This is a genomic window from Priestia endophytica DSM 13796, assembly GCF_900115845.1.
Lineage (GTDB): Bacteria > Bacillota > Bacilli > Bacillales > Bacillaceae_H > Bacillus_I > Bacillus_I endophytica.
This window is the reverse complement of record NZ_FOXX01000003.1, coordinates 241,340-268,287: the sequence shown is the minus strand read 5'-3', so window position 1 is coordinate 268,287 and position 26,948 is coordinate 241,340. Positions and strand designations below refer to the sequence as shown.

At 37.7% G+C, this 26,948-nt stretch carries 22 protein-coding genes; 18 read left to right on the top strand and 4 right to left on the bottom strand.

The window, feature by feature from the left end:
* Positions 1-240 precede the first annotated feature (240 nt).
* The 10 genes from iolD (at position 241) to BM012_RS08090 (ending at position 12,317) form a co-directional block, all read left to right on the top strand.
* Positions 241-2,175 carry a 3D-(3,5/4)-trihydroxycyclohexane-1,2-dione acylhydrolase (decyclizing) gene (iolD, locus tag BM012_RS08135; RefSeq protein ID WP_061805108.1) on the top strand — a complete coding sequence of 645 codons (1,935 nt, stop codon included), beginning with the start codon at positions 241-243 and terminating at the stop codon, positions 2,173-2,175.
* A gap of 39 nt (positions 2,176-2,214) precedes the next feature.
* The gene (gene iolB / locus BM012_RS08130; protein WP_061805109.1) at positions 2,215-3,033 is read left to right on the top strand and encodes a 5-deoxy-glucuronate isomerase; all 819 of its coding nucleotides are present in this window, start codon (positions 2,215-2,217) and stop codon (positions 3,031-3,033) included.
* A 12-nt stretch (positions 3,034-3,045) separates the two neighbouring features.
* Entirely contained in the window at positions 3,046-4,053 is a 1,008-nt protein-coding gene (gene iolC / locus BM012_RS08125) for a 5-dehydro-2-deoxygluconokinase (RefSeq protein WP_061805110.1), read from the top strand.
* 40 nt (positions 4,054-4,093) lie between these two features.
* Positions 4,094-5,551, top strand: a complete 1,458-nt coding sequence (locus tag BM012_RS08120; protein WP_061805111.1) for a CoA-acylating methylmalonate-semialdehyde dehydrogenase — start codon at positions 4,094-4,096, stop codon at positions 5,549-5,551.
* 114 nt (positions 5,552-5,665) lie between these two features.
* Positions 5,666-6,853 (top strand): MFS transporter, encoded by a 1,188-nt coding sequence (locus BM012_RS08115; RefSeq protein WP_061805112.1) that lies wholly within the window; start codon positions 5,666-5,668, stop codon positions 6,851-6,853.
* Positions 6,854-6,888: 35 nt separating this feature from the next.
* Positions 6,889-7,926 carry a bifunctional inositol 2-dehydrogenase/D-chiro-inositol 1-dehydrogenase gene (locus BM012_RS08110; protein WP_061805113.1) on the top strand — a complete coding sequence of 346 codons (1,038 nt, stop codon included), beginning with the start codon at positions 6,889-6,891 and terminating at the stop codon, positions 7,924-7,926.
* Between the two features lie 628 nt (positions 7,927-8,554).
* Positions 8,555-9,571, top strand: coding sequence for a LacI family DNA-binding transcriptional regulator (locus tag BM012_RS08105; RefSeq protein ID WP_061805114.1), 1,017 nt, complete (start codon positions 8,555-8,557; stop codon positions 9,569-9,571).
* A gap of 106 nt (positions 9,572-9,677) precedes the next feature.
* Positions 9,678-10,229 carry a peptidoglycan-binding domain-containing protein gene (locus BM012_RS08100; protein WP_061805115.1) on the top strand — a complete coding sequence of 184 codons (552 nt, stop codon included), beginning with the start codon at positions 9,678-9,680 and terminating at the stop codon, positions 10,227-10,229.
* 394 nt (positions 10,230-10,623) lie between these two features.
* Entirely contained in the window at positions 10,624-11,538 is a 915-nt protein-coding gene (locus BM012_RS08095; RefSeq protein ID WP_061805116.1) for an SDR family oxidoreductase, read from the top strand.
* A gap of 236 nt (positions 11,539-11,774) precedes the next feature.
* The gene (locus BM012_RS08090; RefSeq protein ID WP_061805117.1) at positions 11,775-12,317 is read left to right on the top strand and encodes a histidine phosphatase family protein; all 543 of its coding nucleotides are present in this window, start codon (positions 11,775-11,777) and stop codon (positions 12,315-12,317) included.
* Positions 12,318-12,525: 208 nt separating this feature from the next.
* On the opposite strand, the gene BM012_RS08085 is transcribed toward BM012_RS08090, so the two are convergent.
* The 3 genes from BM012_RS08085 to garD form a co-directional block, all read right to left on the bottom strand.
* Positions 12,526-13,716, bottom strand: a complete 1,191-nt coding sequence (locus BM012_RS08085) for an MFS transporter (RefSeq protein WP_061805118.1) — start codon at positions 13,714-13,716, stop codon at positions 12,526-12,528.
* A 29-nt stretch (positions 13,717-13,745) separates the two neighbouring features.
* On the bottom strand, positions 13,746-14,174 hold the full coding sequence (locus tag BM012_RS08080) for a MarR family winged helix-turn-helix transcriptional regulator (RefSeq protein ID WP_061805119.1): 429 nt from the start codon (positions 14,172-14,174) through the stop codon (positions 13,746-13,748).
* Between the two features lie 149 nt (positions 14,175-14,323).
* On the bottom strand, positions 14,324-15,859 hold the full coding sequence (garD, locus tag BM012_RS08075) for a galactarate dehydratase (protein WP_061805120.1): 1,536 nt from the start codon (positions 15,857-15,859) through the stop codon (positions 14,324-14,326).
* A gap of 228 nt (positions 15,860-16,087) precedes the next feature.
* Between garD and BM012_RS08070 the strand changes: the two genes are divergently transcribed.
* The 8 genes from BM012_RS08070 (at position 16,088) to BM012_RS08035 (ending at position 26,612) form a co-directional block, all read left to right on the top strand.
* Positions 16,088-17,989 (top strand): sigma-54-dependent Fis family transcriptional regulator, encoded by a 1,902-nt coding sequence (locus BM012_RS08070; RefSeq protein WP_061805121.1) that lies wholly within the window; start codon positions 16,088-16,090, stop codon positions 17,987-17,989.
* A gap of 146 nt (positions 17,990-18,135) precedes the next feature.
* The gene (gene kdgD / locus BM012_RS08065) at positions 18,136-19,068 is read left to right on the top strand and encodes a 5-dehydro-4-deoxyglucarate dehydratase (protein ID WP_061805122.1); all 933 of its coding nucleotides are present in this window, start codon (positions 18,136-18,138) and stop codon (positions 19,066-19,068) included.
* Between the two features lie 40 nt (positions 19,069-19,108).
* Positions 19,109-20,575 (top strand): alpha-ketoglutaric semialdehyde dehydrogenase GucD, encoded by a 1,467-nt coding sequence (gene gucD, locus BM012_RS08060; protein WP_061805123.1) that lies wholly within the window; start codon positions 19,109-19,111, stop codon positions 20,573-20,575.
* A gap of 144 nt (positions 20,576-20,719) precedes the next feature.
* Complete coding sequence (locus tag BM012_RS08055; RefSeq protein ID WP_061805124.1) at positions 20,720-22,105, top strand: MFS transporter; 1,386 nt, start codon at positions 20,720-20,722, stop codon at positions 22,103-22,105.
* A 33-nt stretch (positions 22,106-22,138) separates the two neighbouring features.
* Complete coding sequence (gudD, locus tag BM012_RS08050) at positions 22,139-23,509, top strand: glucarate dehydratase (RefSeq protein WP_061805232.1); 1,371 nt, start codon at positions 22,139-22,141, stop codon at positions 23,507-23,509.
* A 166-nt stretch (positions 23,510-23,675) separates the two neighbouring features.
* Positions 23,676-24,380, top strand: a complete 705-nt coding sequence (locus BM012_RS08045) for a FadR/GntR family transcriptional regulator (RefSeq protein WP_061805125.1) — start codon at positions 23,676-23,678, stop codon at positions 24,378-24,380.
* Positions 24,381-24,530: 150 nt separating this feature from the next.
* A complete protein-coding gene (locus BM012_RS08040) occupies positions 24,531-24,995 on the top strand; it encodes a MarR family winged helix-turn-helix transcriptional regulator (RefSeq protein ID WP_061805126.1) in 465 nt (154 codons plus the stop codon).
* Between the two features lie 15 nt (positions 24,996-25,010).
* A complete protein-coding gene (locus BM012_RS08035; RefSeq protein WP_061805127.1) occupies positions 25,011-26,612 on the top strand; it encodes an MDR family MFS transporter in 1,602 nt (533 codons plus the stop codon).
* Between the two features lie 26 nt (positions 26,613-26,638).
* On the opposite strand, the gene BM012_RS08030 is transcribed toward BM012_RS08035, so the two are convergent.
* Positions 26,639-26,920, bottom strand: a complete 282-nt coding sequence (locus tag BM012_RS08030) for a hypothetical protein (RefSeq protein ID WP_061805128.1) — start codon at positions 26,918-26,920, stop codon at positions 26,639-26,641.
* Between the last annotated feature and the right edge of the window lie 28 nt (positions 26,921-26,948).

Below are 26,948 nucleotides of genomic sequence, written 5' to 3'. Positions count from 1 at the left end.
AAAGTGAAATAAAGGATAAATAAAGGATAAATAAAGGATAAAATGAAATCGATTTCTTTGAAAAGAGGATGATAGTGCTTCTGTTAGTTTCCTTTTTGAATGAGAAAGAGCTTAATAATAATGATTTATAGTATGTTAAAAGAAAAAGAGATTTATATTTTTTAAGTTAAAATGAAATCGATTCCATTGCATTTCATATAAGATGGAATCAGCAATCTACAAAGATAAGGTAGGAATGCTATGAAAACAATTCGTTTAACAACAGCTCAAGCATTAGTAAAGTTTTTGAATCAACAATATGTAGAGTTTGATGGTAAAGAAGAGAAATTTGTACAAGGAGTTTTTACAATCTTTGGTCATGGAAACGTTTTAGGGCTAGGACAAGCACTTGAAGAAAATGCTGGCGATCTAAGAGTTTATCAAGGAAGAAATGAACAAGGAATGGCTCTTGCTGCAACAGCTTATGCCAAGCAAAATCATCGCAGAAAGATCATTGCTTGCACATCATCAGTAGGGCCAGGAGCAGCGAATATGGTAACAGCAGCTGGAACAGCTTCAGCAAACAATATTCCACTTTTGCTTCTTCCAGGAGACACTTTTGCAACACGTCAACCAGATCCAGTTCTGCAGCAAGTTGAGCACTATCATAACTTAACGGTAACAACAAATGATGCGTTTCGTGCGGTAAGTAAATATTGGGACCGCGTAAGTCGTCCGGAACATTTAATGACAGCTATGATTAACGCGATGCGTGTATTAACAGACCCTGCAAATACTGGAGCTGTTACGGTTTGTCTTCCACAGGATGTGCAAGGTGAAGCATATGAATTTCCAGAATACTTCTTTAAGAAACGTGTTCATCGTATTGATCGCCGTGTTCCAACAGAAAGCGATATCAAAGAAGCGGTGGCTCTTATTAAAGAAAAGAAAAAGCCAATTATCGTTTGTGGTGGCGGGGTACGTTACTCAGAAGCTGCTGAAGCTCTTAAAAGCTTCTCAGAGAAATTTAATATCCCTTATGGAGAAACACAAGCTGGAAAAAGCGCCGTTGAAAGCTCTCACTCTCACAACTTAGGGGGTATTGGAATCACTGGAACACTCGCTTCTAACCTGATGGCAAAAGAAGCTGACCTTGTGATTGGTGTTGGGACTCGCTATTCAGATTTCACAACAGGATCTAAGCAGCTTTTCCAAAACGAAAATGTTCAGTTCTTATCTATTAATACATCTGAATATCATGCTTACAAACTTGATGCAACAAAAGTTGTGGGTGATGCGAAGTTAGCTCTACAAAAACTTGAAGAAGAACTTTCAAACATCGACTACAAATCAAGCTATAGTGATGAAATTCAAAAAGCGAAAGAAGCATGGAACAAAGAAGTGGATCGTTTATACAGCATTCGGTATGAGGAAAATGAATTTATTCCAGAAGCAGGAGATCATCTTCCACACGTATTACCTGAGTTTGCTGAGCAATTTGGCTCAACGATTACCCAAACAGAAGTGCTTGAATTTATAAATGAACATGTAGCAGATGATGCAATTGTTGTAGGTGCTGCAGGAAGTCTTCCAAGTGACTTACAAAGAATGTGGAAGTCGCGCACACCAAATACGTATCATATGGAGTATGGCTATTCTTGTATGGGTTATGAAGTTTCAGGCGCGCTTGGTGTTAAGATGGCTGAGCCTGAAAAAGAAGTATATGTAATGACAGGAGACGGAAGTTACCTTATGCTTCACTCTGAACTTGTGACAAGTATTCAAGAACGAAAAAAAATCAATATTGTTCTTATCGACAATGCGGCATTTGGATGTATTAATAACCTACAAATGAACAACGGAATGGGAAGCTTTGGTACAGAGTTCCGTTACCGCAATGAAGAAACAGGAAAGATGGATGGCGATCTTATCAAAATTGATTTTGCCAAAAGTGCTGAAGGATACGGAGTGAAAACGTATCAAGTAACAACAATAGAACAGTTGAAAGAAGCGCTTGAAGATTCTAAAAAACAGGAAGTTTCAACGCTTTTAGATATTAAAGTATTGCCAAAAACAATGACAAGAGACTTTGAGTCATGGTGGAACATTGGCGTTGCAGAAACGTCTAAAAAGCAAGCAATTCAAGATGCTTATGAAAGAAAAGAAAGCGTATTACAAACGGCTAGAAAGTATTAAGCATGTCGTTAAAATTCTTAAATAGGAGCGTGACAAAGTATGCCAGATTTAATTGTACCAAGTCAAACACCTGATGAAGAAGGAAAAGTATTAAGTATTACACCAGAATCAGCAGGTTGGGAATATATCGGATTTGAAGTGTACGCTTTAGAAAAAGGAAAAAAACTTAAAAAAGAAACAGGAAATCAAGAAGTATGCGTTGTGTTACTAACAGGTAAAGCGAACGTGTCTACTAAAAAAGAAACATTCGAAAATATCGGAGAGAGAATGAGTGTTTTTGAAAAAATCCCTCCATACTCTGTTTACATTCCAAATGAAGATGAGTACGAAGTTGAGGCTCTAACAGATTTAGAAATTGCCGTATGTGCAGCGCCTGGTAAAGGTACATACGAAGCTCGCCTAATCGGCCCAGAGGATGTAGGTGTTGAAGATAGAGGAGCTGGCAATATTTCAAGAAAAGTGCAAAACATTCTTCCAGAACAAAAGCCAGCTGATAGCCTTCTTGTTGTAGAAGTTTTTACACCTGAAGGAAACTGGTCAAGCTATCCTCCACACAAGCATGATCAAAATAACTTGCCACACGAGTCATATTTAGAAGAAACATACTACCACCGCGTGAATCCTGGTCATGGATTTGCCATACAGCGCGTCTACACAGACGACAAATCGCTTGATGAGACAATGGTTATTAAAGATGGAGATGCTGTGTTAGTTCCAAAAGGGTATCATCCTGTATCAGCTCCTCCAGGATATGAAGTATATTATTTAAACGTTATGGCTGGACCTGTTCGTACATGGAAATTTAACAATAGCAAAGACCATGAGTGGATTATGGAAGATAAGCTAGCGCTAAAGTAAAGGGAGGATAACATGAGCTATTTAACATTCGATTCTGAAAAGAAATTTGATTTAGTGGCTATTGGCAGACTTTGTGTTGATTTGAATGCAAATGAAATCAATCGTCCAATGGAAGAAACAATGACGTTTACAAAATATGTTGGAGGTTCTCCTGCAAATATCGCGATCGGCTTATCTCGTTTAGGAATGAAAACAGGCTTTATTGGTAAAATTGCCGATGACCAAATGGGTCGCTTTATTACAAGCTATCTAGAAAAGAACGAGATTAATACAGATAGCGTCATTACAGATAAAACAGGAGCTGTAACAGGGCTTGCTTTTACAGAAATTAAAAGTCCTGAAGAGTGCAGTATCCTTATGTATCGAGACAATGTAGCAGATTTAAAATTAGAACCAACAGAAGTATCTGAAGAGTATATTAAACAATCAAAATCTCTTCTAATCTCTGGAACAGCTCTTGCTAAAAGTCCTTCACGTGAAGCTGTGTTTATGGCACTTGAATATGCACGAAAAAATAATGTCCCAGTTTTCTTTGACATTGACTATCGTCCATACACATGGACATCTGAGGCTGAAACAGCTGTTTACTACAACTTAGCTGCGGAAAAATCAGATGTGATTATTGGAACACGAGAAGAATTTGACATGATGGAAAAACTGTTAAATCTAGAAGAGTCAAATGATCAAGTAACAGCAGAGCGTTGGTTCTCACACAATGCCAAAATTGTCGTCATTAAACATGGTGGAGATGGATCTATTGCGTATACAAATGACGGTAAATCTCATCGTGGCGGCATCTTTAAAACAAAAGTGCTGAAAACATTTGGTGCTGGTGACTCATATGCTTCAGCTTTCATTTATGGACTCATGCATGATTACTCTGTTACAGAAGCGATGCGCTTTGGCGGAGCTTCCGCATCTATCGTAATTTCTAAGCACAGTAGTTCAGATGCAATGCCAACTGTAGAAGAAATTAAAGGATTTATGGAAACGGCTGAAGAAGTATTGCAAAAAGCGTAAAAATCACTAACTATTAAACAACTAAAAGGAGAGAATATTCATGTCACAAACAACAGTAAAAGAAGTTCAAAACTATATTGGTGGACAATGGGTAGCATCATCTACAACACTTACAGAATCTGTTTACAATCCAGCAACAGGCGAAGTAATCGCAGAAGTACCTCTTTCTACAAAATCAGACGTTGATCAAGCGGTTCAAGTAGCAAACGAAGCTTTCAAAACATGGTCAAAAACAGCGGTGCCAAAACGCGCTCGTATTCTATTTAAATATCAGCAGCTTCTTGTTGATAACTGGGATGAGCTTGCAAAGCTTGTTACAATTGAAAATGGAAAAAGCTTTAATGAAGCTCGTGGTGAAGTACAGCGTGGAATCGAATGCGTAGAATTTGCTGCAGGTGCTCCAACGCTTATGATGGGAAAACAGCTTCCAGATATCGCAACAAATATTGAATCTGGTATGTATCGTTATCCAATCGGAGTTATTGGTGGAATTACACCGTTTAACTTCCCAATGATGGTACCATGCTGGATGTTCCCACTTGCAATTGCTTGCGGAAATACATTTGTATTAAAACCATCTGAAAGAACGCCGCTTTTAGCAGCTCGTCTTGTAGAGCTATTTGAAGAAGCTGGTCTTCCAAAAGGCGTTTTAAATATCGTAAACGGTGCACATGATGTTGTAAACGGACTTCTTGAGCATAAAGACGTAAAAGCTATTTCATTTGTAGGATCTCAGCCAGTTGCTGAATATGTATACAAAAAAGGAACAGAAAACTTAAAACGCGTTCAAGCACTAGCTGGAGCGAAAAACCATTCTATCGTGTTAAATGACGCAGATCTTGATAGTGCAACAAAACAAATTATTGGCGCTGCTTTTGGTTCTGCTGGTGAGCGTTGCATGGCTGCATCTGTTGTAACGGTTCAAGAAGACGTAGCAGACGAGCTTATCGCTAAACTTGTAGAAGAATCTAATAACATGGTAATTGGAAATGGATTAGATGAAGATGTATTCCTAGGACCAGTAATTCGTGAAAACCATAAAGAGCGTACGCTTGGCTACATCCAAAACGGCGTTGAAGAAGGTGCGAAACTTGTTCGCGATGGCCGTAATGACGAAGCTGTAGAAGGCAACGGATATTTTGTTGGGCCTACAATCTTTGATAACGTAACACAAGAAATGAAAATTTGGCAGGATGAAATTTTTGCTCCTGTACTTTCTATCATTCGTGTGAAAACGCTTGAAGAAGGAATTGAAATTGCAAACAACTCTCGCTTTGCAAACGGTGCTTGCCTTTACACAGACAGTGCATCAAGCGTTCGTACATTCCGTGAGACGATTGAATCAGGCATGTTAGGTATTAATGTAGGAGTTCCAGCTCCGATGGCCTTCTTCCCATTCTCAGGATGGAAAGATTCATTCTATGGAGATCTACATGCAAATGGCACAGATGGTGTTGAGTTCTATACAAGAAAGAAAATGGTTACAGCTCGCTACTAAAATAAAAGCCAGGAAGGGGAAACCTTTCCTGGTTTAATAAAAATTGAAATGAAATCGATTACAAATAGGGTTTACCTTTATAAAACCTGTGAGTAGATAATTGGAAGTGATTGATTGAAAGCTTTTCATAGTGTCAGAGATATCGGCGTTTTTGCTGTTGTATCTTTTCTTTTTTGGTTTTCGCAGTTTATCTATGTTCCTACATTTTCTCCTTATATGAGTTCATTAGGTGGAAACTACGCTTTTATTGGGCTTGTTTTAAGTAGCTATGGTCTGATGCAGCTGTTTTTCCGGCTTCCGCTTGGAATTTTTTCAGATCTTACGCGTGTAAGAAAACCGTTTATTATTTTGGGAATGTTGGCAAGTTCAACAAGCTGCCTTTTGTTCACTTTTACAGATAGCTTAACCCTCGTTTTCATTTCACGCTGTTTAGCTGGATTAGGTGCTGCAACGTGGGTAGCATTTACAATTCTCTATGGGAGCTACTTTAAAGGAGAAAAATCAAACAGAGCGATGAACAGCATTTCCTTTATCGTTGTGCTAGCACAGCTGTTAGGGATGATGCTGAGCGGCTATGTTGTAAGTCATTTAGGCTGGCATGGACCATTTTGGATTGGAAGTGTTTCGAGTTTGATCGGACTTCTGTTGTCTTTCATGCTTTTTGAAGATAAACAGAGCAGTGAAAGAGAACCAATTAAAATGAAAGAACTTCTTTCAGTTATGCGGAATCCTACTTTGTTGAAAATATCATTTTTATCAATTTTGGCACATAGCATCATCTTCTCCACCATGTTTGGTTTCACTCCAAACTATGCGCTGAATATAGGTCTAACAGAAAACGAACTAACATTAATTGTTTTTTCTTTTATGATTCCACATGCTATTGCGCCGCTTGTTATTGAAAAGGTATTTCTTTCAAGGTTTAGAGAATGGACAGTTTTAAAGCTAGCTTTTCTTACCGCTGGATGTTTTACATGTCTTATTCCATTCGCTGATACTAAGCTTTTGTTATGTATTATTCAGAGTGTTAACGGTTTTTCACTAGGAATCATTTTTCCACTTATGCTTGGAATGAGTGTTAAGTCCATTCCAGAACAGAAAAAAGCAACAGCAATGGGAGCGTATCAAGCTCTATATGCAATAGGGATCTTTGCCGGACCATTTTTTGCAGGCTTGTTAAATTCACATCTAGGGATTGAAGCAGGGTTTTATTTTGCAGGAAGTTTAGGGATAGTGGCTACATTAGCCGTGGTTTTATGGAGAAAGAAAACATCTTCGTATGAAGTTTCTAGAGCCAAATAAAGCAGAGGGCGCTTTATCTTAAAGGAGGAAAAAATATGACGTTGAAAATTGGTGTAATTGGTACAGGAGCAATTGGACAAGATCATATTCGCAGAATTACGAATGTTTTATCAGGGGGAGAAATTGTTGCTGTAACAGATGTAAATCAAGAACAAGCAAAACAAGTTGTAGAAGTAGAAAAGTTAAATGCTAAAGTATATGAGGACGGTCATGCGCTTATTCAGTCAGAAGATGTTGACGCTCTCATTGTAACATCATGGGGACCAACACATGAAGAGTTCGTGCTTGCTGCGATTAAGGCAGGAAAGCCGGTTTTCTGTGAAAAACCTCTTGCAACAACAGCAGAAGGATGCAAAAAGATTGTAGATGCAGAAATGGCTTACGGAAAGCCACTTGTTCAAGTTGGTTATATGCGTCGCTATGACAAAGGGTATCAGGCGCTAAAAAACGCGCTTGATCATCAAAAAATTGGAGAACCGCTAATGGTTCACTGCGCACACCGTAATCCAACGGTTCCTGATACCTATATCGGTGACATGGCGATTACAGATACGCTTGTTCATGAAATCGATGTTCTACGCTGGTTGTTAAATGATGACTACGCTTCTGTGCAAATTGTTACCCCAAGAACTTCGTCTCTTGCTAAAAATGGATTAAAAGATCCTATTATGGTTCTGTTAGAAACGAACAAAGGGATTCGAATTGATGTTGAAGTATTTGTAAATTGTCAATTTGGTTACGATATTCAGTGCCAAGTTGTGGGAGAAACAGGTACAGCTAATTTACCTGAGCCTTCTAGCATTATTATGCGAAGCGAAGCTAAGCTTTCAACGGAAATTTTGGTAGACTGGAAAGATCGCTTCATTGAGTCTTACGATATAGAGCTTCAAGACTGGATTAATTCTACGAAGAAAGGTATTGTAAGTGGCCCAACAGCGTGGGATGGTTATGTTGTCGCAGTTGTATCAGATGCTTGTGTTGAAGCAAGAAATTCAAAAGGAATTGTTTCAATCGCAACAGGTGATATTCCTGAATTTTATAAGGGTAATTTAAGCATCGTAGGAGAAGTATAAGCATATAATTTGTGCTAGATTTGTATCCGTATCATCGACCTATTTTGAAGATAGATAAAATAACGAGGCTATGTATATACTAAGCTTTGATAGCGAAAAAATGATATGGTAACTTGAATGCTCCTTGTAAAGATCTTATTAGATATTTCTACTATAAAATGAAAGCTTACACATATTTCTTTGCTAATATTTTCGTCAGTGTATGAAGATTGGTAAAGGAGAGATCTATGAGAACGTTCTTTTCTCAAAGGTTCGTGAAATTGAGTTTGATGGAATCACAACAGTAGCCATATTGAAGAAGATCGAGCAGATGAATCTAGTCGCTATACGCTTGAAAGAGCTTTAGGAGAGCTAGCGTTTAGTTCAAAAAGTTAATCTTTAAAAGCAGCTGGTGTGAAACATTTTTTGAATAATGTTTCATACCAATTTTTATATCAAAATAGCTTTTCTCTGTTGAAAATAAGAAGGGTGGTATAGAGCCAAAAGCCATTAATCCGTCATGCATCTTTGGAGAAAAGAAAGCTTTCCTTGTTTTTTGTCCTTGATGAACGTGCTAAAATAGAATAGTTGAAAGTGAACGTGAACATTATAAAAACTATGTGCTACAAATACAAAGGTGAGTGAACGTATGACGAAAATGAGCGATGTGGCCAAGCTAGCTAAAGTAGCGCCTGCGACTGTTTCTCGCGTTTTAAGACACCCACATTTAGTGAGTGATGAAACAAGAGAGAAAGTTCAAAAGGCAATCCACGAGCTAAACTATAAGCCAAATATGATTGCAAGACAGTTTAGAACAAAAGAAACAAAAACAATTCTTGTTGTGGTACCAGATATTACACAACCCTTTTTCTCCCAAGTTTTAAAAGGGATTCAGCATACAGCTGCAGAGCATGGGTACAGGGTTCTTTTAGGAGATACAGAAAACGATGTTGAACAAGAAAGAGAACTTGTGGATCTTATGTTTCAAAGACAAGCTGATGGAATGATTCTATTAACCGCTCGAATGGAAGAGGAGAAAATTGAAGAGCTTTCAAAACAATTTCCTATTGTTCTTGCCTGTGAGTATATTGATGGATTAGATGTATCAACAGTGTCTATTGATAATATTGGTGGGGCACGAAAAGTCACGGAACATTTAATTCAGTTAGGACATACGAAAATTGCTCATATTGCAGGAGCAATGAACGTTATTTTGAGTCGTGACCGTTTAAAAGGTTATAAACAAGCTATGATAAGTCACGACTTAGAAATTCACTCTTCTTATATTCAAGAAGGAGAATCAAATCTTGAGTCAGGGTACCATCAAATGATTCGCCTCCTATCCCTTGCAGATCCTCCAACGGCTGTGTTTGTATTTAATGATGAAATGGCTATTGGTGCTATTAAAGCGGCAAAAGACAGCGGATTATCTGTTCCTCAGGACATAGCTATCGTAGGTTTTGATAATCTTCAAATGTCCTCCATTATTGAACCTCACATTACAACGATTGATCAGCCAAAATATGAGATTGGTAAAAAAGCAATGGAGCTTCTTGTTCATCAAATGAAAGGTGAGCCTTTAAAGAGAAAAAAATTTGTATTAACAGATGAGCTTATTGTAAGAGAGTCGTGTGGATTTACGGCTAAACGAATGAGCATAAGGTAAGGAAGAGAATCCTAATTTTTAAGGATTCTCTTTTTTTAATAGGTTTAAAATTCTTCCGATTAGGTAACGTAACATATAAGACGGAAAATAAAGGAGACGTTTAACAATGAAAAAGAAATGGTTAGCCGTTGTACCTGCAATAGCTCTATTTGCGGCTCCGTTTGCAGCGAGCGCAGAAGCTCATACTACAAATATAAAAGCAACAACAGAAAATGTTACAAACACTGTCCTTTATGAAGGCATTCTTTCACATTCAAAAGAGGTTCAAACACTTCAAGAAACGTTAACACGTGTAGGGTATCCAACAGTTGTAAGCGGGGAATTTGAAGCAGGAACAAAACAAGCTATTGAAGTATTTCAAGCGAGCCACGGTCTAAAGGTTGATGGCATTGTTGACGAAGAAACATGGAACATGCTTGCTCAAGATGAAGCAACAATCGATTACTCTTTCACAAAAGAACAAGCAATATCATATGCAAAAGCAAAGTTTGGAGAGGGATTTGTTTTTAGCTCAGATTGGAAACCGAAAGCAGATCAAGATGGACAAACGTACTATCGTGTTCACGTAGCGAGTCAGGAGTTTATTGATGAAGGGGGCACAGGAACAGTAGGTTTCTACTATGTGTATAAAGACGGAAGAGTTATAGAAGAACAATAGGAAAAAGCACTGTAGGATTGTTTTCTACGGTGCTTTTTCAATGCCTTTGATGTAATGGATTTACTAAATAGTAGGATAATATTGCTCATACCTTGGATGACAATAATAGGGAGGTCTAGGTCCTATTTTGGGCATTGACCAAGTATATGGATTTGCATTATATAACAGTTGAACTTTCTCGTCTGAATGGTTAACTAACAATAATTTTACTTCGGGATTGTATTCATAATCTTGCATACAGAACCTCCTTAAAGCATTACTTCCCTTTACCATATTCAATTTTTACAGCATTGAGCCCGTACTAAGCTTACATATTTTAAAAATAAGAATCTTGCACTATATGGGCTTCTGTGACATAAAGTAACCAGAAGATTGTTGATTAGGAGGATTGCTTATGTCATATGATGAACAAAAAGGTTATCCAATGCACCCTAACTATGGGAAAATAACACGCTATGAAGAGATTCCAATTACAGTACCAGAACAACGTCAACTTCGCCAGCCTGGTGTAGAAAAGCTGATGGTTCCACGACCAATCATTGAAAATCCAAATTATAAAGGAAGCGGAAAATTAAGAAAAAAGGTTGCCTTGATTACAGGAGGCGACAGTGGAATTGGGGCGGCGGTTGCTATCGCTTTTGCTAAAGAAGGAGCTAATGTAGCTCTTTCATATTTAGACGAACATGAGGATGCGAACAGAACAAAGAGCAGAATTGAAGAGCTTGGAAGGCGTTGTTTGTTGTTACCAGGGGATTTAAGAGAGAAACAGCAGTGCGTTGATATCGTGAAAAAAACAATTCAAGAATATGGAAAGCTAGATGTGCTTTGTAACCATGTTGGAATCCAGTTTCAGCAATTAGATTTACTAGATATTACGGATGAACAATTTGATGATACTTTTAAGGTAAATATCTACTCACATTTTTATACAACGAGAGCTGCACTTCCATATTTGGATAAGGGGAGTTCGATTATAAATACAGCTTCTGTTGTAGCATATATAGGAAACAAACAATTGATTGATTATACAGCGACTAAAGCAGCTAATGTTGGATTTACCCGTGCATTGGCTAACAATCTTGTAGATAAAGGGATTAGGGTAAACGCGGTTGCTCCTGGAAGAGTGTGGACACCTCTCATTCCTGCAAGTTTTTCTGCAGATCAGGTTTCACTTGTTGAAAATTCAATGCAGCGTCAAGGTCAACCATTTGAGCTCGCCCCAACGTATGTTTATCTTGCTTCAGATGATTCACGGTTTGTAACCGGTCAAACTTTTCATGTGAATGGAGGAGAATGGACGTCATCTTAATTTCGGTGAATAAAAACTTCATAATACCTAATTTTCACGTTAATAAAGCGCGTCAACATAATAAGGTGTATCTGAAACATATTAATTTTAAACTAGGCAGTCTTGATGACTGCCATTTTTTTTAGGCATAGATAACTTAATAAATCATGAGAATAAATCTTTCTAGTCGCTCATTTTTTCTTAAATTCTTTTCTTTTTTACTTTATAATAAAGAAAAATATGGAAAGTGGGAAAATATGAAGATTGGGTTAGTGCGACATTTTAAAGTAAATCATGCGTATCCTACGAAAAGAGTTGAAAGAATTGAGCTGCAACAGTGGTTAAACGGATATGATGAAGCAGACATAGAGGAAAAGGACATTGACCTTTTAGGGATTGATTGGACATGTTGTTTTGTAAGTGATTTGCCTCGTGCGCTTACAACAGCAAAATCAATTTATAATGATGAGCTTTTTGTGCGCTCTGAGCTCCGTGAAATCCCGGTTTCTCCTTTTTTTAAAAGAGGCATCAAGCTTTCTGTGAAAAGTCATGCTGTGATTATGCGTCTTGCCTGGATTTGTAATCATTCTTCTCAGACTGAGAAAAAAGCAGAAGTGAAGAAAAGAGTGATTACAGTTGTAGACGAAATTTTGGCTGAGAAAAGGGAGAATGTATTAGTTGTAAGTCACGGGGCTGTGATGATTTACTTGCGAAAAGAACTGTTGAAAAGAGGTTTTAAAGGCGAAAAGTTTACACGAGCTCATAATGCTAGGGTTTATTTATATGAAAAAGAAGAGTAAGAGTTTCTTTCATCATTTTCGTTTCCATAGTGGAAATGAATACCGAGAAAGAATTGCTTCCTCCTTTTTTGACTATCAGAAAGTAGACGATTTTTAACGAAGTTTACTAAAATTTGGTGATTTTTTCTCTCAAGGATAAGTATGTTTTTCAGAGAGAATAATCTCCTTAGATAGTAAAAAGGCGCTAATGAGAATTAGCGCCTTTTTGTTATGAAGCTTCTGTATGGACCGTATTTTTGTTCGATTTTTTAAACGTTGTGAGTGCAAAATAAATAAGAACCATTGCAACGACAAGGATTGAAGACCAAGCGTACATGGCACTGTATCCTAGTGCACCAACTGCTTGCCCTAAAATAACGGCACCAATGGCAACTCCTAAATCCATAAAGCTTAGAACCATTGCATTTGCTGTTCCTTTTTTATCTGGAGTAACACGGCTAACAGCCCAAGCTTGGAATGTTGGCTGCATAATTCCGTATGCAATCCCATAAAAAATACCTGAAACAACAAGCATACTAAAGTGTGCTGTATGTGAAAGTAAAAGAAGACCAATAATACCTGTGATACACGCAGGATAAATTAAAAACTTATGACCAAATTGATCATAAATTTTACCTGAAAAGGGTCTTGTTAAGACGAGCATCGCTCCAACGATAAGAAAGAAGAAAGAAGTTTTTCCTCCAAGACCTGTATCAGCTCCAAGACCATCTAAATAGTTCACAATACCGGAAAATGTAATATAAAAAATCATGACAAGAAAACACGGTAGAAGTGCTGCTCGTGCAAAAGCATGATCAAGAAGTGATTTTGTATGTGAAACTTTTGGTGGCGTGTATTTATAACGAAGGGCGATTCCACCGACAAATGTCAATACTGTTAAAATGATAGAAAAAGTAAGAAGAACATTAAAACTGTATGCATGAATAAGTGATAAAGCAATCATTGGACCAACAGATGTCCCGATACTTGTTGAAAGCCCAAAGTACCCAATTCCTTCTCCAATACGATTTGGCGGAATTAAATTAGTAGCGAATGTTGCTAAAAGGGTTGTAATGATACCAAACCCAACTCCTTGAATAATACGTAAAACAATTAAAAATGAGACAGATTCATTGTTAAAGCTTAATGCGACAGCTGCAATAAGAAAGACAAGAGTGATAAGCATTGTTTTTTTCATATTTAGTCTTTCAAGAAACATCCCGATAAATGGTCGAGATAGGATCGCAGCAACCATGAATACTGTTGTCATTAAACCACCTGTTGTTGCATTGTGACTAATTTCACCTACAAAAACAGGGAACCCTCCTAAAAGGGATTGAAGACTTAGGAAGAACAAAAATGTAATAACAATAATCATTACATATTGACCTGTCCATAGTTTTGTTTTTTCGTGTTCCAAAATATTACCTTCTTTCTTTTTTTGAAAAATTAATGTAACTTATTCTTCACATTAAACTGAATGTCTTGAAGAACACTCACAAAAGAACGTAGCTTTTCTTCCGAAATCCCCTCAAATATTGTTGTGTACAAATTCTCAATATGTGGAAGAACCTTTTCCGTAAGAACGCGCCCCTCGTTTGTAATTTCAATAAGGTAAGAGCGCCGGTCATCAGGATTTGGTAAACGTTTTACAAGATCACGTTTCTCAAGTAAGTCTAAAATTTTCGTTAAAGTTGCTTGATCTTTGTCAGCTTTTTCTGCTAATGCTTTTTGTGTTAAATGCTCAACAAAAGAAAGCTGTTTTAAAACGGTCCACTGTTCAGCTGTAATATTGAACGGCTTTAGTGAATGTGTTACAGTACTTCGTAGCAATTTACTTGTTGTGCTCGTGCAAAATCCAATATCATCCTTTAGCATCTTCTCATATAACCCCCTGAGTAAAATCACATGTTTCCTATTATACATCTTAATATTGTTTGTGTAAATATAGTTTGTATACAAACTATTTGTTTAGAAGGAACGTTTTTAGAACGTAGAAAAACCGTCCTTTCAAAAGGACGATTTTTTTAAGTGAGTGGAGCAGGATTGAATAAGCAAAGATCATTATGAAGCTTCCAGTAGTCTGCCCATGTTTTCTTTTTACCGCTTGCAACATCAATCATATAATGAAAAAGCTCTGTGCCAACATCTTCGATTGTCGCATTTCCAGTTGCGATTTCTCCTGCATTAATATCAATTAAATCATGCCACTGCTCTTTCAAAGCATTTCGTGTGGAAACTTTTATAACAGGAGCCATTGCTAAACCATAAGGAGTACCGCGTCCTGTTGTAAAAACGTGCAAATTCATCCCTGAGGCAAGTTGCAACGTTCCGCAAACAAAATCACTTGCAGGTGTTGCTGCATAGTGAAGACCTTTTTTAGTTGCTTTTTCTCCAGGTGCTAATACATCTACAATTGGACTTCTTCCAGATTTAACGATAGAACCAAGTGCTTTTTCCACAACGTTTGTTAAACCGCCTTTTTTATTTCCTGGTGAAGGGTTTGCACTTCTATCAGCTTTTCCTCGTTCTAAATAGCGATCATACCATTCCATTTCTTTTACTAACTTTCTTTGGACATCTTCGTTTGCCGCTCGTGGTGTTAACAAATGAACAGCATCACGAACTTCTGTTACTTCAGAAAAGAAGACAGTCGCCCCAGCACGGACGAGGAGATCTGCTGCATATCCAACAGCAGGATTAGCCGTTACTCCAGAGAAAGCATCGCTTCCTCCACATTGTAATCCAACAACTAAGTTGGATAGAGAGCATAATGTACGTTCTCGTTTATTTAACCGCTTTAATTTCTCTTCAGCCATTTTCATAATTGTTTCAAGCATGCCATGAAATCCTTGCTCTTCTTGCAGGAGAACAACATCTCGTTTATCGTCGTTTGATAAAAGCCGACCTGTTGTTAGCTTTTCACATCCAAGTCCAACAACCATCACTTCTCCCCCAAAGTTTGGATGCTTCATTAAATTTTGGACAGTACGAATAGGAATGGCAGCATCAGCTGCATCAATAGCAACTCCACAGCCATAGTTATGGTTTAAAGCTACAACGTCATCAACGTTTGGATAATGGGGGAGAAGTTCTTTCTTTACACGTTCTACGGCATAATCTAGAACACCGACAACACATTGGACACTTGTTGTAATTCCGAGGATATTTTTCGTTCCCACACTGCCGTCGTTGTTTTCATAGCCAAGGAACGTATATCCATTAAGAGGCTTCATTTCTTCTGTTTTGGGACTTTCTTGAATCAGCTCTGCTAATGTTGGAGGAACAGGGAGCGAGACAGCACTTTCTCTAATGCGGCTTCCTTTTTGTAACGGTTCACGAGCATACCCAATAATTTCTCCATATCGTATAATGGGTTCTCCAATGGATAAAGAGGTAAGCGAAACTTTATGACCTTGTGGAACATCATCGATGAGTTTTAAACCACATGGGAAAATGGTGTCTTTTGAAAGACCACCTTCATTTACAACAATGGCAACATTATCATTTTCATGTACTTTAATATAAAGAGGGCTACTCTTTTTCTGTTTATTTATTGACATTTTTCCATCTCCTTTTTATAAAAGCTATTATTGTAATATGCAATAAACGTGCCAAATAAAATGAAGTCGCTTTCTTAGAGGATTACAGAAAAAGAATAGGAATAAGTGTATCGTTTTGCAACATATGTTGGCGACACTTGTTGTATTTTGCGAGAGATGAGAAAGGAGAAAGAGAAAAAAAGACGAAAAAAGATAGAATAATGATCTTAGAGAAAAGGGGAGAAAACAATGGGGAAAATAATCTTTATTGCACCAGATAAAGCTCTTTATAAAAAGGGACAAGACATGATAAAAAGATTGTCTTTAGAGAACGAAGTAGAAATCTACTTATCAAGGCTTGGGAGAACAGTTAAACTAGCTTGTAGCTTACAAAATGACCATGTAGATGTCATTATTTCAAGAGGTGGAACAGCTTCTCTTTTAAGAAAAGAAAACTTAACTATTCCGCTTGTTGACATTCGAGTTACTGGGCAAGATTTAGCAAAGTGTTTTCATGAAAGCAAGAAAAAAACAGGTCTTGTTTCGCCTAAAATAGCACTTTTCGCTTTTGAAAATATGAAAGAAGAAGTAGAAGGCTTATCCTCTATTTTAAATGTGTCGCTTTCCCTTTATAAACTAGAGAAAAAGGAAGATATTTTCACAAAAGTTAATAATCTTTTATTTAAAGATGCAGACATTATTGTAGGGGGAATGAGTACTGCTGTTTATGCACGTAAAAAAGGATTTCAAGCTTGTGTGATTCATTCAGGAGACTTTGCCATTAAGAACGCTCTTTTAGAAGCTAAACGAATTGTAAATGGTCGGAAAATAGAGAAGAAGAGAACCCAAATGTTTAAAGCGTTGATAGATTACTCCACACAAGGAGTAATCGGGGTAGATGATAAAGGGTTGATTAACGTATTTAACGAAGCAGCGGAGAAGCTTTTAGAAATAGAGGCTAAAAACATCATTGGAAAATCTCTTTCCACTCTTTTTCCATTCTACTCTTTTCCCGACTTGAAGGAGAAAAATGAGCTAGGAGAAACAAAAATATATGGAACAAAAACTTTTCTATTTCATAAAATTCCTATTATTGTGGACGAAAAGATGGTAGGAGGAATGATTGCTTTTCAAGATATTACCCACATTCAAAAAATGGAGGAGAAAATTAGAAAAGATATAGGAAATAAAAACTTGACAGCTTCTTATACGTTTCAAGATATGTTCGGTATTTCAGAAGAGTTAGACTGTGTAAAAAGGACAGGACTTAGAATGGCTAAAACAGAAGCCACTGTTCTTATTTCAGGAGAATCTGGAACAGGGAAAGAACTTCTAGCTCAAAGCATTCATAGCGAAAGCGAGCGAAGAAATGGTCCATTTGTTGCTATAAACTGTGCTGCTCTTCCATCTTCTCTTCTTGAAAGTGAGCTTTTCGGATATGAAGAAGGAGCGTTTACAGGAGCAAGACGCAAAGGGAAGAAAGGGTTGTTTGAATTAGCTCATAGAGGAACAATATTTCTTGATGAGTTAGGTGAAATGGATGCGTCTGCACAAAGCAGGTTGTTAAGGGTGCTTCAGGAGAAACAATTTATGCGTGTAGGAGGTCATCAGTACATCTCAACAGATGTTAGAGTTATTGCCGCTACAAATCAAAACTTAGTTGAAAGTATACAAAAAGGAACGTTTAGAGAAGACTTGTTTTATCGATTGCACGTTTTATCAATTACGATTCCACCTCTTCGTGATAGAAAAAGCGACATTCCTTATCTTGCTAGGCTCTTTCTTCAGCATTATAACGAGAAGTATAAAAGAACATTCTCCTTAAGTGAGGATGCATATAAGATGTTGGAGAAGCAACAATGGTTAGGGAATGTAAGGGAATTAAAGCATTTTATAGAGAAACTTGTTGTTGTAGAAGAAAAAGATAGAGTGAAGCGAGAAGATATTTCACACTACTTCGGAGTGAACTCAATGGTTAAGGAGCAGGAAGAACAGCAGTCACTAAAAGAAAACGAAAAGGAAAAGATTAGAGAAGTAGTGAAGGGATGTGATGGAAATATCTCGAAAGCAGCACGTCTTCTAGGCATTAACCGAAGTACCCTTTATCGAAAGTTACGAAAATATCATATTAAAGTAGAGAAGTCCTATTGAAAAGACAAGTATGCTCTTTTTTTAGCCTGGTAGAGGAGTTTATAAAAAAAGAAAAGAATAATTTTTTGTAACCGTTGACAAAACAATTTAATTTGTCTTACAATAAAATTGTAAATTATCAGAATGTTTGGAAAGGGGAAGAAGATATGCCGATCACAAGAAAAGCACCAACGGGGATTCTAGGTTTTCCTGTTGCTCCATTTAATGAGCAAGGGAAAATAGACGAAAAAGGATTAGAAGCTAACATTCAATTTTTATTAGATGAGGGATTAGAAGCTATTTTTATTGCCTGTGGATCTGGAGAATTCCACGCTTTAAATACAAGTGAGTATGAGAAAATGGTCGAGGTGGCTCAAAGTGTTGTAAATGGTAAAGTACCTGTTTATACAGGAGTAGGAGGGAATTTATCAACGGCACTTGAGTGGGCGAAGATTTCAGAAAATAAAGGGGCAGATGGTTATTTAATTCTTCCTCCTTACTTGATTAAAGGAGAGCAGGAAGGACTGTATGAATATCTCAGAACAATTATTGATTCTACAAGCTTAAATGCAATTGTGTATCAAAGAGACAATGCGATTCTGCAGCTTCCAACGCTTCAAAAATTACTTGATCTTCCACAGCTTGTTGGTTTAAAAGATGGCTATGGAAACATGGAACTCAATATTCAGTTAACACAAACAGTTGGAAAAAGATTAGGATGGCTGAACGGAATGCCGATGGCGGAAGTGACAATGCCTGCATATGCTCCAATTGGATTTGATTCATATTCTTCAGCCATTTCAAACTACATTCCACACGTTTCAAGAATGTTTTATAATGCAATCTTAAATCAAAATCAAGAGCTTGTAACAGAGCTGTATCAAAACGTTATTCTACCTATTAATTCGATTCGTCATCGAAAATCAGGCTATGCTGTATCACTTATTAAGGCAGGAATGGAGATTATCGGATTGCCTGTAAAAAATACGGTACGCCCACCTGTTGTACCTGTTGATAAAGAAGATTATCGCGATCTTGAAAAAGTAATCGAAAGCACATTCCAAAAATATCCAAAAACACAAAAAAGCGTTCTTTCTTAAGTCTGTACAAATTGTAAACGCTTAATCAAGGAGGAGAACTATGAGTATTCATACAGAAGAAAAGCAATATCCAAACTTTATTAATGGAAAAGAAGTTTTCTCATCTTCGAGTGAAGTGATTGAAGTCATCAATCCAGCAAACACAAAAGACGTTGTTGGATATGTTCAAAAATCAACGGAAGAAGATTTAAATGAAGCAGTTCAAGCAGCTGCAGCAGCACAACAGAAATGGAAGAAACTATCAGGATCTGAGCGAGGACAATATTTATACGCTGTTGCTGATATTATGGAAAAGAAAATAGATGAAATCGCTCATTATGCAATGCGTGAAATGGGAAAAACGCTTGGGGAAACAAAAGGTGAAACAATGAGAGGAATTGCTATATTACGCTACTACGCTGGTGAAGGTATGCGTAAAGTAGGCGATGTGATTCCTTCAACTGATAGTGATGCGCTTATGTTTACAACACGTGCACCGCTTGGCGTTGTTGGTGTCATTACCCCTTGGAACTTCCCTGTTGCTATTCCAATTTGGAAGATGGCACCTGCGCTTATCTACGGAAATACAGTTGTAATTAAGCCTGCAACAGAAACTGCGATAACGTGTGCTAAAATTATTCAATGTTTTCAAGAAGCTAATGTTCCAGAGGGAGTCATTAACATGGTAACAGGCTCTGGCTCTGTTATTGGACAAGGAATTGCGACTCACCCGGGAATTCAAGCAGTAACTTTCACAGGATCAGACGGAGTTGGAAAGAGAATCGGTCAGCAAGCACTTGCACGTGGAGCGAAGTACCAGCTTGAAATGGGTGGAAAGAACCCGGTTATTGTAACAAATGATGCAGACTTAGATTTAGCTGTTGATGGAACAATTAGCGGGGCATTTCGCTCAACAGGTCAAAAGTGTACAGCAACAAGTCGCGTTATTGTCCAAAGCAGTGTTTATGAAGAGTTTAAAGAAAAGCTATTAGCCAAAACAAAAGAACTTACGGTAGGTAATGGAGAAGATAGCAGCACATGGATGGGCCCATGCGCAAATGAAGGTCAGCTCAATACGGTTCTTTCTTATATTGAGAAAGGAAAAGAAGAAGGAGCAACACTTTTATATGGTGGGGAACGATTAACAGAAGGCGAGCTTAAAGATGGTTATTATGTTCAACCTACAATTTTTGAAAATGTAAACTCCAAGATGACGATTGCTCAAGAAGAAATCTTTGGTCCAGTTATTGCGCTTCTTAAAGTGGAAAGTGTTGAAGAAGCTCTTCATATTGCAAACGATGTGGAATACGGTTTAAGTGCTTCTATTTTCACAACAAACATTAGCTCTATGCTGTCATTCATTAATGAAATGGATGCAGGGCTTGTACGGATCAATTCAGAAAGTGCGGGAGTAGAGCTACAAGCGCCGTTTGGAGGTATGAAACAATCAAGCTCACATTCTCGTGAACAAGGAGAAGCGGCAAAAGAATTTTTTACAGCTATTAAGACTGTTTTTGTTAAAGGATAAATGGCTTCTCCTCAATATATAGATGGAAGAAAAGCGGGGGTGATTTCTTCCATCTATATAAAGAGGAAGCGCTTTACAAAAAGGATAAGCATCAGGGGGGAACATGGGGAAAGCGCTAGATCATAGTGCAAGGGGAGGATAACAATGGGTCAAGCAAAATTAAGCATCGAAAATACAAGAAAAAGTCGGGTTCGCTGGTTTGTTGTCTTTATGCTTTTTGTTTTAACAACAATTAACTATGCTGACCGTGCAACGCTTTCAATTGTTGGTGACTCTGTACAAAGAGATCTTGGATTAAGTGCTGTATCAATGGGCTACGTCTTTTCAGCATTTGGTTGGGCATATGTTATTGGACAGCTTCCTGGTGGATGGCTTTTAGATAAGTTTGGATCAAAGATAGTCATTGCTGCAAGTGTCTTCTTTTGGTCTCTTTTCACTTTTTTTCAAGGATTCATCGGCTTTTTTAGCGCAGGAATTGCTATAATTATGTTATTCAGCTTGCGTTTTATTGTAGGGCTTGCTGAAGCTCCTTCATTTCCAGGGAACAGTCGGATTGTTGCCTCATGGTTTCCAAAATCTGAAAGAGGAACAGCCTCAGCAATCTTTAATTCCGCTCAGTACTTCGCATTAGTATTGTTTTCACCGTTGATGGCATGGATTGTACATAGATTTGACTGGCACATGGTTTTCATTGTGATGGGTGTTCTTGGAATGATTCTAGCAGGCGTATGGTTAAAAGTTATTCATAGTCCTAAAAAACATCCTCGTATAACTAAGGAAGAAATAGCCTACATAGAAGAAGGCGGCGGCTTAGTTGATATGGATGAAGGAAAAGAAAGAAAAGAAGGAAAAGAGAAAGAAACAAAAAAAGGACCGCAGTGGTCTCAAGTGAAGCAGCTACTAACAAATCGGATGCTTGTTGGAGTTTATCTTGGGCAGTACTGCATTACAACACTAACCTACTTTTTCTTAACATGGTTTCCTGTCTATTTAGTTCAAGCGCGCGGCATGTCTATCCTAGAAGCCGGATTTATTTCTTCTCTGCCTGCCATTTGCGGGTTTGTCGGTGGGGTGCTAGGAGGAATTGTGTCTGATTTCTTCTTGAAAAAAGGGCGTTCTTTAACCTTTGCACGTAAAACGCCAATTGTAATTGGAATGCTGCTTTCCTGCAGTATGATTGCTTGTAACTATGTTGATGCAGAGTGGCTTGTTGTTGTCATTATGTCACTTGCGTTTTTTGGAAAAGGATTTGGTGCATTAGGCTGGGCTGTTGTTTCAGATACGTCGCCAAAAGAAATTGCAGGATTAAGCGGCGGACTTTTTAATACATTTGGAAACATTGCTTCTATTACAACACCTATCATCATCGGATATATTGTAAATGCGACAGGCTCTTTCAACGGAGCACTCGTTTTTGTCGGAGCAAATGCGATTGTTGCTATTCTAAGCTACTTGCTTCTTGTTGGTGAAATTAAACGAGTGGAGTTAAAAGGTGCAGGAATGAAACCTGAAAGCAATCTTAAGATGTAAGCGTGTTCAAAAGACAAAGGGGAGTGAATGGATATGACAAATTACGCAATTCAAAACAGTGGGATTCAAGGAGAAAAAGAGAAAACAGCACATATTACAAGTATGGAAGTGATTCCTGTTGCAGGTCATGACAGTATGCTATTAAATTTAAGCGGAGCGCATGGTCCTTTTTTTACACGGAACATCGTTATTCTAAAGGATAGTGCAGGAAATACGGGCGTTGGCGAAGTACCAGGAGGAGAAAAAATTAGAAAGACCCTTGAAGATGCTAAGTCACTTGTTATTGGGGAGAGAATTGGGCGATACAACGCTATTTTGAATAACGTGCGGGAGAAATTTGCAAACAGAGATGCAGCTGGGCGTGGATTTCAAACGTTTGATCTTCGCGTTACAATTCACGCTGTTACTGCATTAGAAGCAGCTCTTTTAGATCTTGTTGGGAAGTTTTTAGGCGTTCCTGTTGCTGCTCTTCTAGGAGAAGGTCAGCAGAGAGAGTCTGTGGAGATGTTGGGTTACTTATTTTATGTAGGAGACCGTAAAAAGACAGATTTAGCATACAGAAGTGAAGAAGATCAAAAAAATGACTGGTTTAGACTTCGCCATGAAGAAGCGTTAACACCAGAAGCGGTTGTCCGTCTTGCTGAAGCATCGTACGAACAATATGGATTTAACGATTTTAAGTTAAAAGGTGGCGTGCTAGCAGGGGAAGAAGAAATTGAAGCTGTTACAGCACTCTCCAAACGTTTTCCAAATGCAAGAATTACTCTTGATCCAAATGGAGCATGGTCACTTGAAGAAGCTATTTCTCTTTGTAAAAATAAACATGACGTTTTAGCATATGCTGAAGATCCATGTGGAGCAGAAGGTGTATATTCAGCGCGTGAAGTAATGGCGGAATTTAGAAGAGCTACAGGTTTGCAAACAGCGACAAATATGATTGCAACAGATTGGCGCCAAATGGGCCATGCTATTATGCTCCAATCTGTTGACATCCCACTAGCAGATCCACATTTCTGGACGATGCAAGGTTCTGTTCGAGTTGCTCAAATGTGTCACGAGTGGGGATTAACATGGGGGTCTCATTCAAACAACCATTTTGATATCTCATTAGCGATGTTTACTCACGTGGCAGCAGCAGCACCTGGAAATATTACGGCAATTGATACACATTGGATTTGGCAAGATGGTCAACGATTAACAAAAGAGCCGTTCCAAATTAAAGGCGGGGTTGTAGAAGTACCAAATTGCCCTGGCCTTGGTATAGAAGTTGATATGGAAGAAATCGAAAAAGCTCATGAGCTGTATGAAAAAATGGGTCTTGGAGCAAGAGACGATGCAAAAGCAATGCAATATTTAATTCAGGATTGGAAATTTGATAACAAGCGTCCTTGTTTAGTTCGATAACAAAAGGTGAAACAAATGTTCTTGAAAGCTCGAACAGTCCTCATATTGTTCGAGCTTTTTCCTTATAATACAAAGAAAAGCAAGCATAATTTTGGATGATAGATTGGTAATATGCAACATTCTTTCTTATAATAGAAGAAGTAGGATTCAAAAAGGAGGAATACGTATGACGGGGCCAATGAAGAAGGTTTCATTTAAATCTGTGAATCGAAATACGCTTGCTAAACAAGTTGTTGACCGAATTATTGAGCTTCTCATTAGCGGACAGCTGAAACCGGGTGACAAACTTCCAACGGAGATGGAGCTTCTTGACGTTCTCCATGTTAGCAGACCTGTATTAAGAGAAGCATTAAGTGCTTTAGAGATATTAGGGGTAATTACGCGAAAAACACGCGATGGTACATATTTTAATAACAAAGTAGGTACACAGCCTTTTTCAGTTATGCTTGCCCTTGCGGTTGATAACTTACCTGCTATTGTGGAAGCTCGCATGACATTAGAGCTGGGTCTTGTAACAATGGCTGCTGAGAAAATAACGGATGAACAACTTCAGCAGCTAAAGAAAACAATTGAAAGTATCAAAAACAGCAAAGACCATAACTATGGTGAATTTGATAAAGAATTTCACCGCATTATTGCCACAAGTGCAGACAATCAAATTGTAGAAGGAATGATACATTCTTTGCTCCTTACACATGAAAAGACGGATAATGAAATAACGTTTAGAGAACCACAATTAACAGCTCAGCATCATACAGCGATCTATAATGCTCTTTGTAATCATGATCCAATTGATGCTTTCCAACAGATGTATAAACATCTTAAGTATGTAAGAGATAAAGTATTGAAATCATATAATCCTCCTCAATAAAAAAACCCTCCCTTTCCTCGTAAAGGGAGGGTTTTTTATAAGGAAATAAAATGATTGACTTTAAAGAAGATAGGGATTAGAATATAAAAGTTCTAAAAAAAACTGTTCTAAATGGAACAATTAATAAATTTAATATTAAGTGAGGTAAATATGGAAGGTAATGAACTACGTGAAGGACGTCCTGTAGAGCTTCTTAAATCTTTTTGGAACGTGCAAAAAAATATGATGCAGCTTATTCAAAAAACAGCGGTAAACCATGGACTGTCTGTTCCTCAATATGTCATTTTAGTAACCATTGCGCCATATGGGGAGATGCTTCAAAAAACAGTTGTAGAAAAAACGTTTCTTCCGAAAAGTACGTTAAGTCAAGCTGTTGAAGGACTTGTTTCAAAAGGATTTATCGAGCGACATCATGTAGAAGGAAACCGCAGGGAAGTAGAACTTTTGTTAAGTGAAGAGGGAAAACGCTTTTTAAAAGAGCTTCATGTTCAAAAAAGTGGAATACACGATGTTTTTCAACAAGCAGCAGATGTATTAACAGAAAAAGAATATGAAGGAATTTTACGAACACATAACGAGATTTCTGCGCTTTTAGAAAGAAAAATAGTAGAATAGGAAAGAGGGAAAATAATGACAGTTGAAAATAATAAATCAGGCAGTCGTAAGCTTGTTTTGACAGGACTTATTATTGCTATGTTTTTTGCTGCTCTTGATGGCACAATTGTTGGAACAGCAATGCCGAGAATTGTCGGAGATCTTGGCGGGCTTAGCATGATGACGTGGTTAACAACGTCATACTTATTAACATCAACAGCTGTTGTACCTATCGCAGGGAAGCTAGCTGATTTACTTGGAAGAAAAACAGTTTATGTATCAGGTATTGTTATCTTTATGATTGCTTCTGCATTGTGCGGATTAGCAACAAACATGACAGAACTTATCATTTACCGAGGATTGCAAGGAATTGGCGGCGGCATTATGATGCCAATGGCGATGATTGTAATCGGAGATTTATTCACAGGGAAAGAAAGAGCGAAGTTCCAAGGGGTTTTTGGTGGTATTTATGGTTTAGCTTCTGTTATTGGTCCGCAGATTGGCGGTTGGATTGTTGATTCTCTGAACTGGAAATGGGTATTTTATATTAATCTTCCTGTTGGGATTTTAGCTGCAATATTTATTGCTATCGGTCTTGAAAAACATGAACGAAAAGGCAAGATTAAATTTGATATTGCTGGAATGTTTACGATGATTGTTGGAGTTGTAAGCTTGCTTTTAGCGCTAAGCTTTGGTGGGAAAGACTATGCTTGGGATTCATGGCAAATCCTTGGATTGTTCGCTCTTGCTCTTGTTGGTTTAGTAAGCTTTGTTATTGTTGAGAATAGAGCAGCTGAGCCTATTTTACCGATGTACCTTTTCAAAAATCGAACGTTTACTCTTTTAAATTTAATCGGATTTTTGATGAGTGTTGGGATGTTTGGTGCTGTTACGTTTGTTCCATTCTTTATGCAAGGCATCGTTGGAGTAAGTGCAACAGAATCTGGCACAATTATGACACCAATGATGATTGCGATGATTGTAACAAGTATTATTGGTGGTCAGCTTGTCTATAAAATCGGTGTGAAAGCACAAATTATTACAGGTATGATTGTCATGGCATTCGGTTTCTTCCTATTAACAACACTAAATCTTCACACAAGTCAGCTTACTGCCATATCATATATGGCTATTATTGGTCTTGGTATGGGACTTGTAATGCCTATTATTACGCTTGCTTTACAAGAAAGCTTTTCAAAAGCAGAGCTTGGAGTTGTGACATCTTCAAGTCAGTTTTTCCGTTCGATTGGTGGGACATTTGGAATTACAGTGTTAGGAGCTGTGATGAATGCAAAGTCTGGTACGCTTTTAACAAACGACTTAGTTCCATACCTAGATACTCTTCCTTCTCAAGCAAGCGCGCTTGTTACAAAGCTAAAAGAAATGATTAGCACAAATCCACAAGGACTTCTGCAGTCATTATTTAGTCCAGACTCTGTTAAAGGTATGCCTGGAGAAATAGTTCCTATTTTAAAAACATCTTTAATGGAATCTTTGCACAGCGTATTTTTCGTAGGGTTTGCACTTATTATCGTTGGTGCTTTATTTACGTTGTTTCTTAAAAAAATTAAACTTGAAAATAAAAAAGGGGAAGCTTCTTCTGAGCAAGAAGAGGGAGTTCCTTCCGCATCACATTAAAAAAAGAGAGCCTAGGCTCTCTTTTTTTAATGTAAGGAATCAACATATTGCTTTGCTTCAAGAAGAGAAAATCCGAAATGTTCGCGGGCCTTTTTTACTGCTTTTACGTTTTCTCCATCTTTTACGAGCTGCTTTAGCTCATCTTTTACCTCTTCTTCATATTGAAAGAAAGCATCATGCTTATCTTTTGTGATGAAGGCTTCTAACCTTTTCATTCTAAGGTCCATCTTTTTTTCCAATTGCGAGATACGACTTGAAATATAAAGAACTCCAAGCACTACTATAAAAAGTATGGTGAATATATCCATAGAAAAACCTCCCTTTTCAAATTTTACC

Bases quoted from the DNA above. Each gene is read 5' to 3' on its own strand.
- iolD (WP_061805108.1), top strand. From the start codon at position 241: ATGAAAACAATTCGTTTAACAACAGCTCAAGCATTAGTAAAGTTTTTG.
- iolB (WP_061805109.1), top strand. From the start codon at position 2,215: ATGCCAGATTTAATTGTACCAAGTCAAACACCTGATGAAGAAGGAAAA.
- iolC (WP_061805110.1), top strand. From the start codon at position 3,046: ATGAGCTATTTAACATTCGATTCTGAAAAGAAATTTGATTTAGTGGCT.
- BM012_RS08120 (WP_061805111.1), top strand. From the start codon at position 4,094: ATGTCACAAACAACAGTAAAAGAAGTTCAAAACTATATTGGTGGACAA.
- BM012_RS08110 (WP_061805113.1), top strand. From the start codon at position 6,889: ATGACGTTGAAAATTGGTGTAATTGGTACAGGAGCAATTGGACAAGAT.
- BM012_RS08105 (WP_061805114.1), top strand. From the start codon at position 8,555: ATGACGAAAATGAGCGATGTGGCCAAGCTAGCTAAAGTAGCGCCTGCG.
- BM012_RS08100 (WP_061805115.1), top strand. From the start codon at position 9,678: ATGAAAAAGAAATGGTTAGCCGTTGTACCTGCAATAGCTCTATTTGCG.
- BM012_RS08095 (WP_061805116.1), top strand. From the start codon at position 10,624: ATGTCATATGATGAACAAAAAGGTTATCCAATGCACCCTAACTATGGG.
- BM012_RS08090 (WP_061805117.1), top strand. From the start codon at position 11,775: ATGAAGATTGGGTTAGTGCGACATTTTAAAGTAAATCATGCGTATCCT.
- BM012_RS08080 (WP_061805119.1), bottom strand. From the start codon at position 14,174: ATGCTAAAGGATGATATTGGATTTTGCACGAGCACAACAAGTAAATTG.
- garD (WP_061805120.1), bottom strand. From the start codon at position 15,859: ATGTCAATAAATAAACAGAAAAAGAGTAGCCCTCTTTATATTAAAGTA.
- BM012_RS08070 (WP_061805121.1), top strand. From the start codon at position 16,088: ATGGGGAAAATAATCTTTATTGCACCAGATAAAGCTCTTTATAAAAAG.
- kdgD (WP_061805122.1), top strand. From the start codon at position 18,136: ATGCCGATCACAAGAAAAGCACCAACGGGGATTCTAGGTTTTCCTGTT.
- gucD (WP_061805123.1), top strand. From the start codon at position 19,109: ATGAGTATTCATACAGAAGAAAAGCAATATCCAAACTTTATTAATGGA.
- BM012_RS08055 (WP_061805124.1), top strand. From the start codon at position 20,720: ATGGGTCAAGCAAAATTAAGCATCGAAAATACAAGAAAAAGTCGGGTT.
- gudD (WP_061805232.1), top strand. From the start codon at position 22,139: ATGACAAATTACGCAATTCAAAACAGTGGGATTCAAGGAGAAAAAGAG.
- BM012_RS08045 (WP_061805125.1), top strand. From the start codon at position 23,676: ATGACGGGGCCAATGAAGAAGGTTTCATTTAAATCTGTGAATCGAAAT.
- BM012_RS08040 (WP_061805126.1), top strand. From the start codon at position 24,531: ATGGAAGGTAATGAACTACGTGAAGGACGTCCTGTAGAGCTTCTTAAA.
- BM012_RS08035 (WP_061805127.1), top strand. From the start codon at position 25,011: ATGACAGTTGAAAATAATAAATCAGGCAGTCGTAAGCTTGTTTTGACA.
- BM012_RS08030 (WP_061805128.1), bottom strand. From the start codon at position 26,920: ATGGATATATTCACCATACTTTTTATAGTAGTGCTTGGAGTTCTTTAT.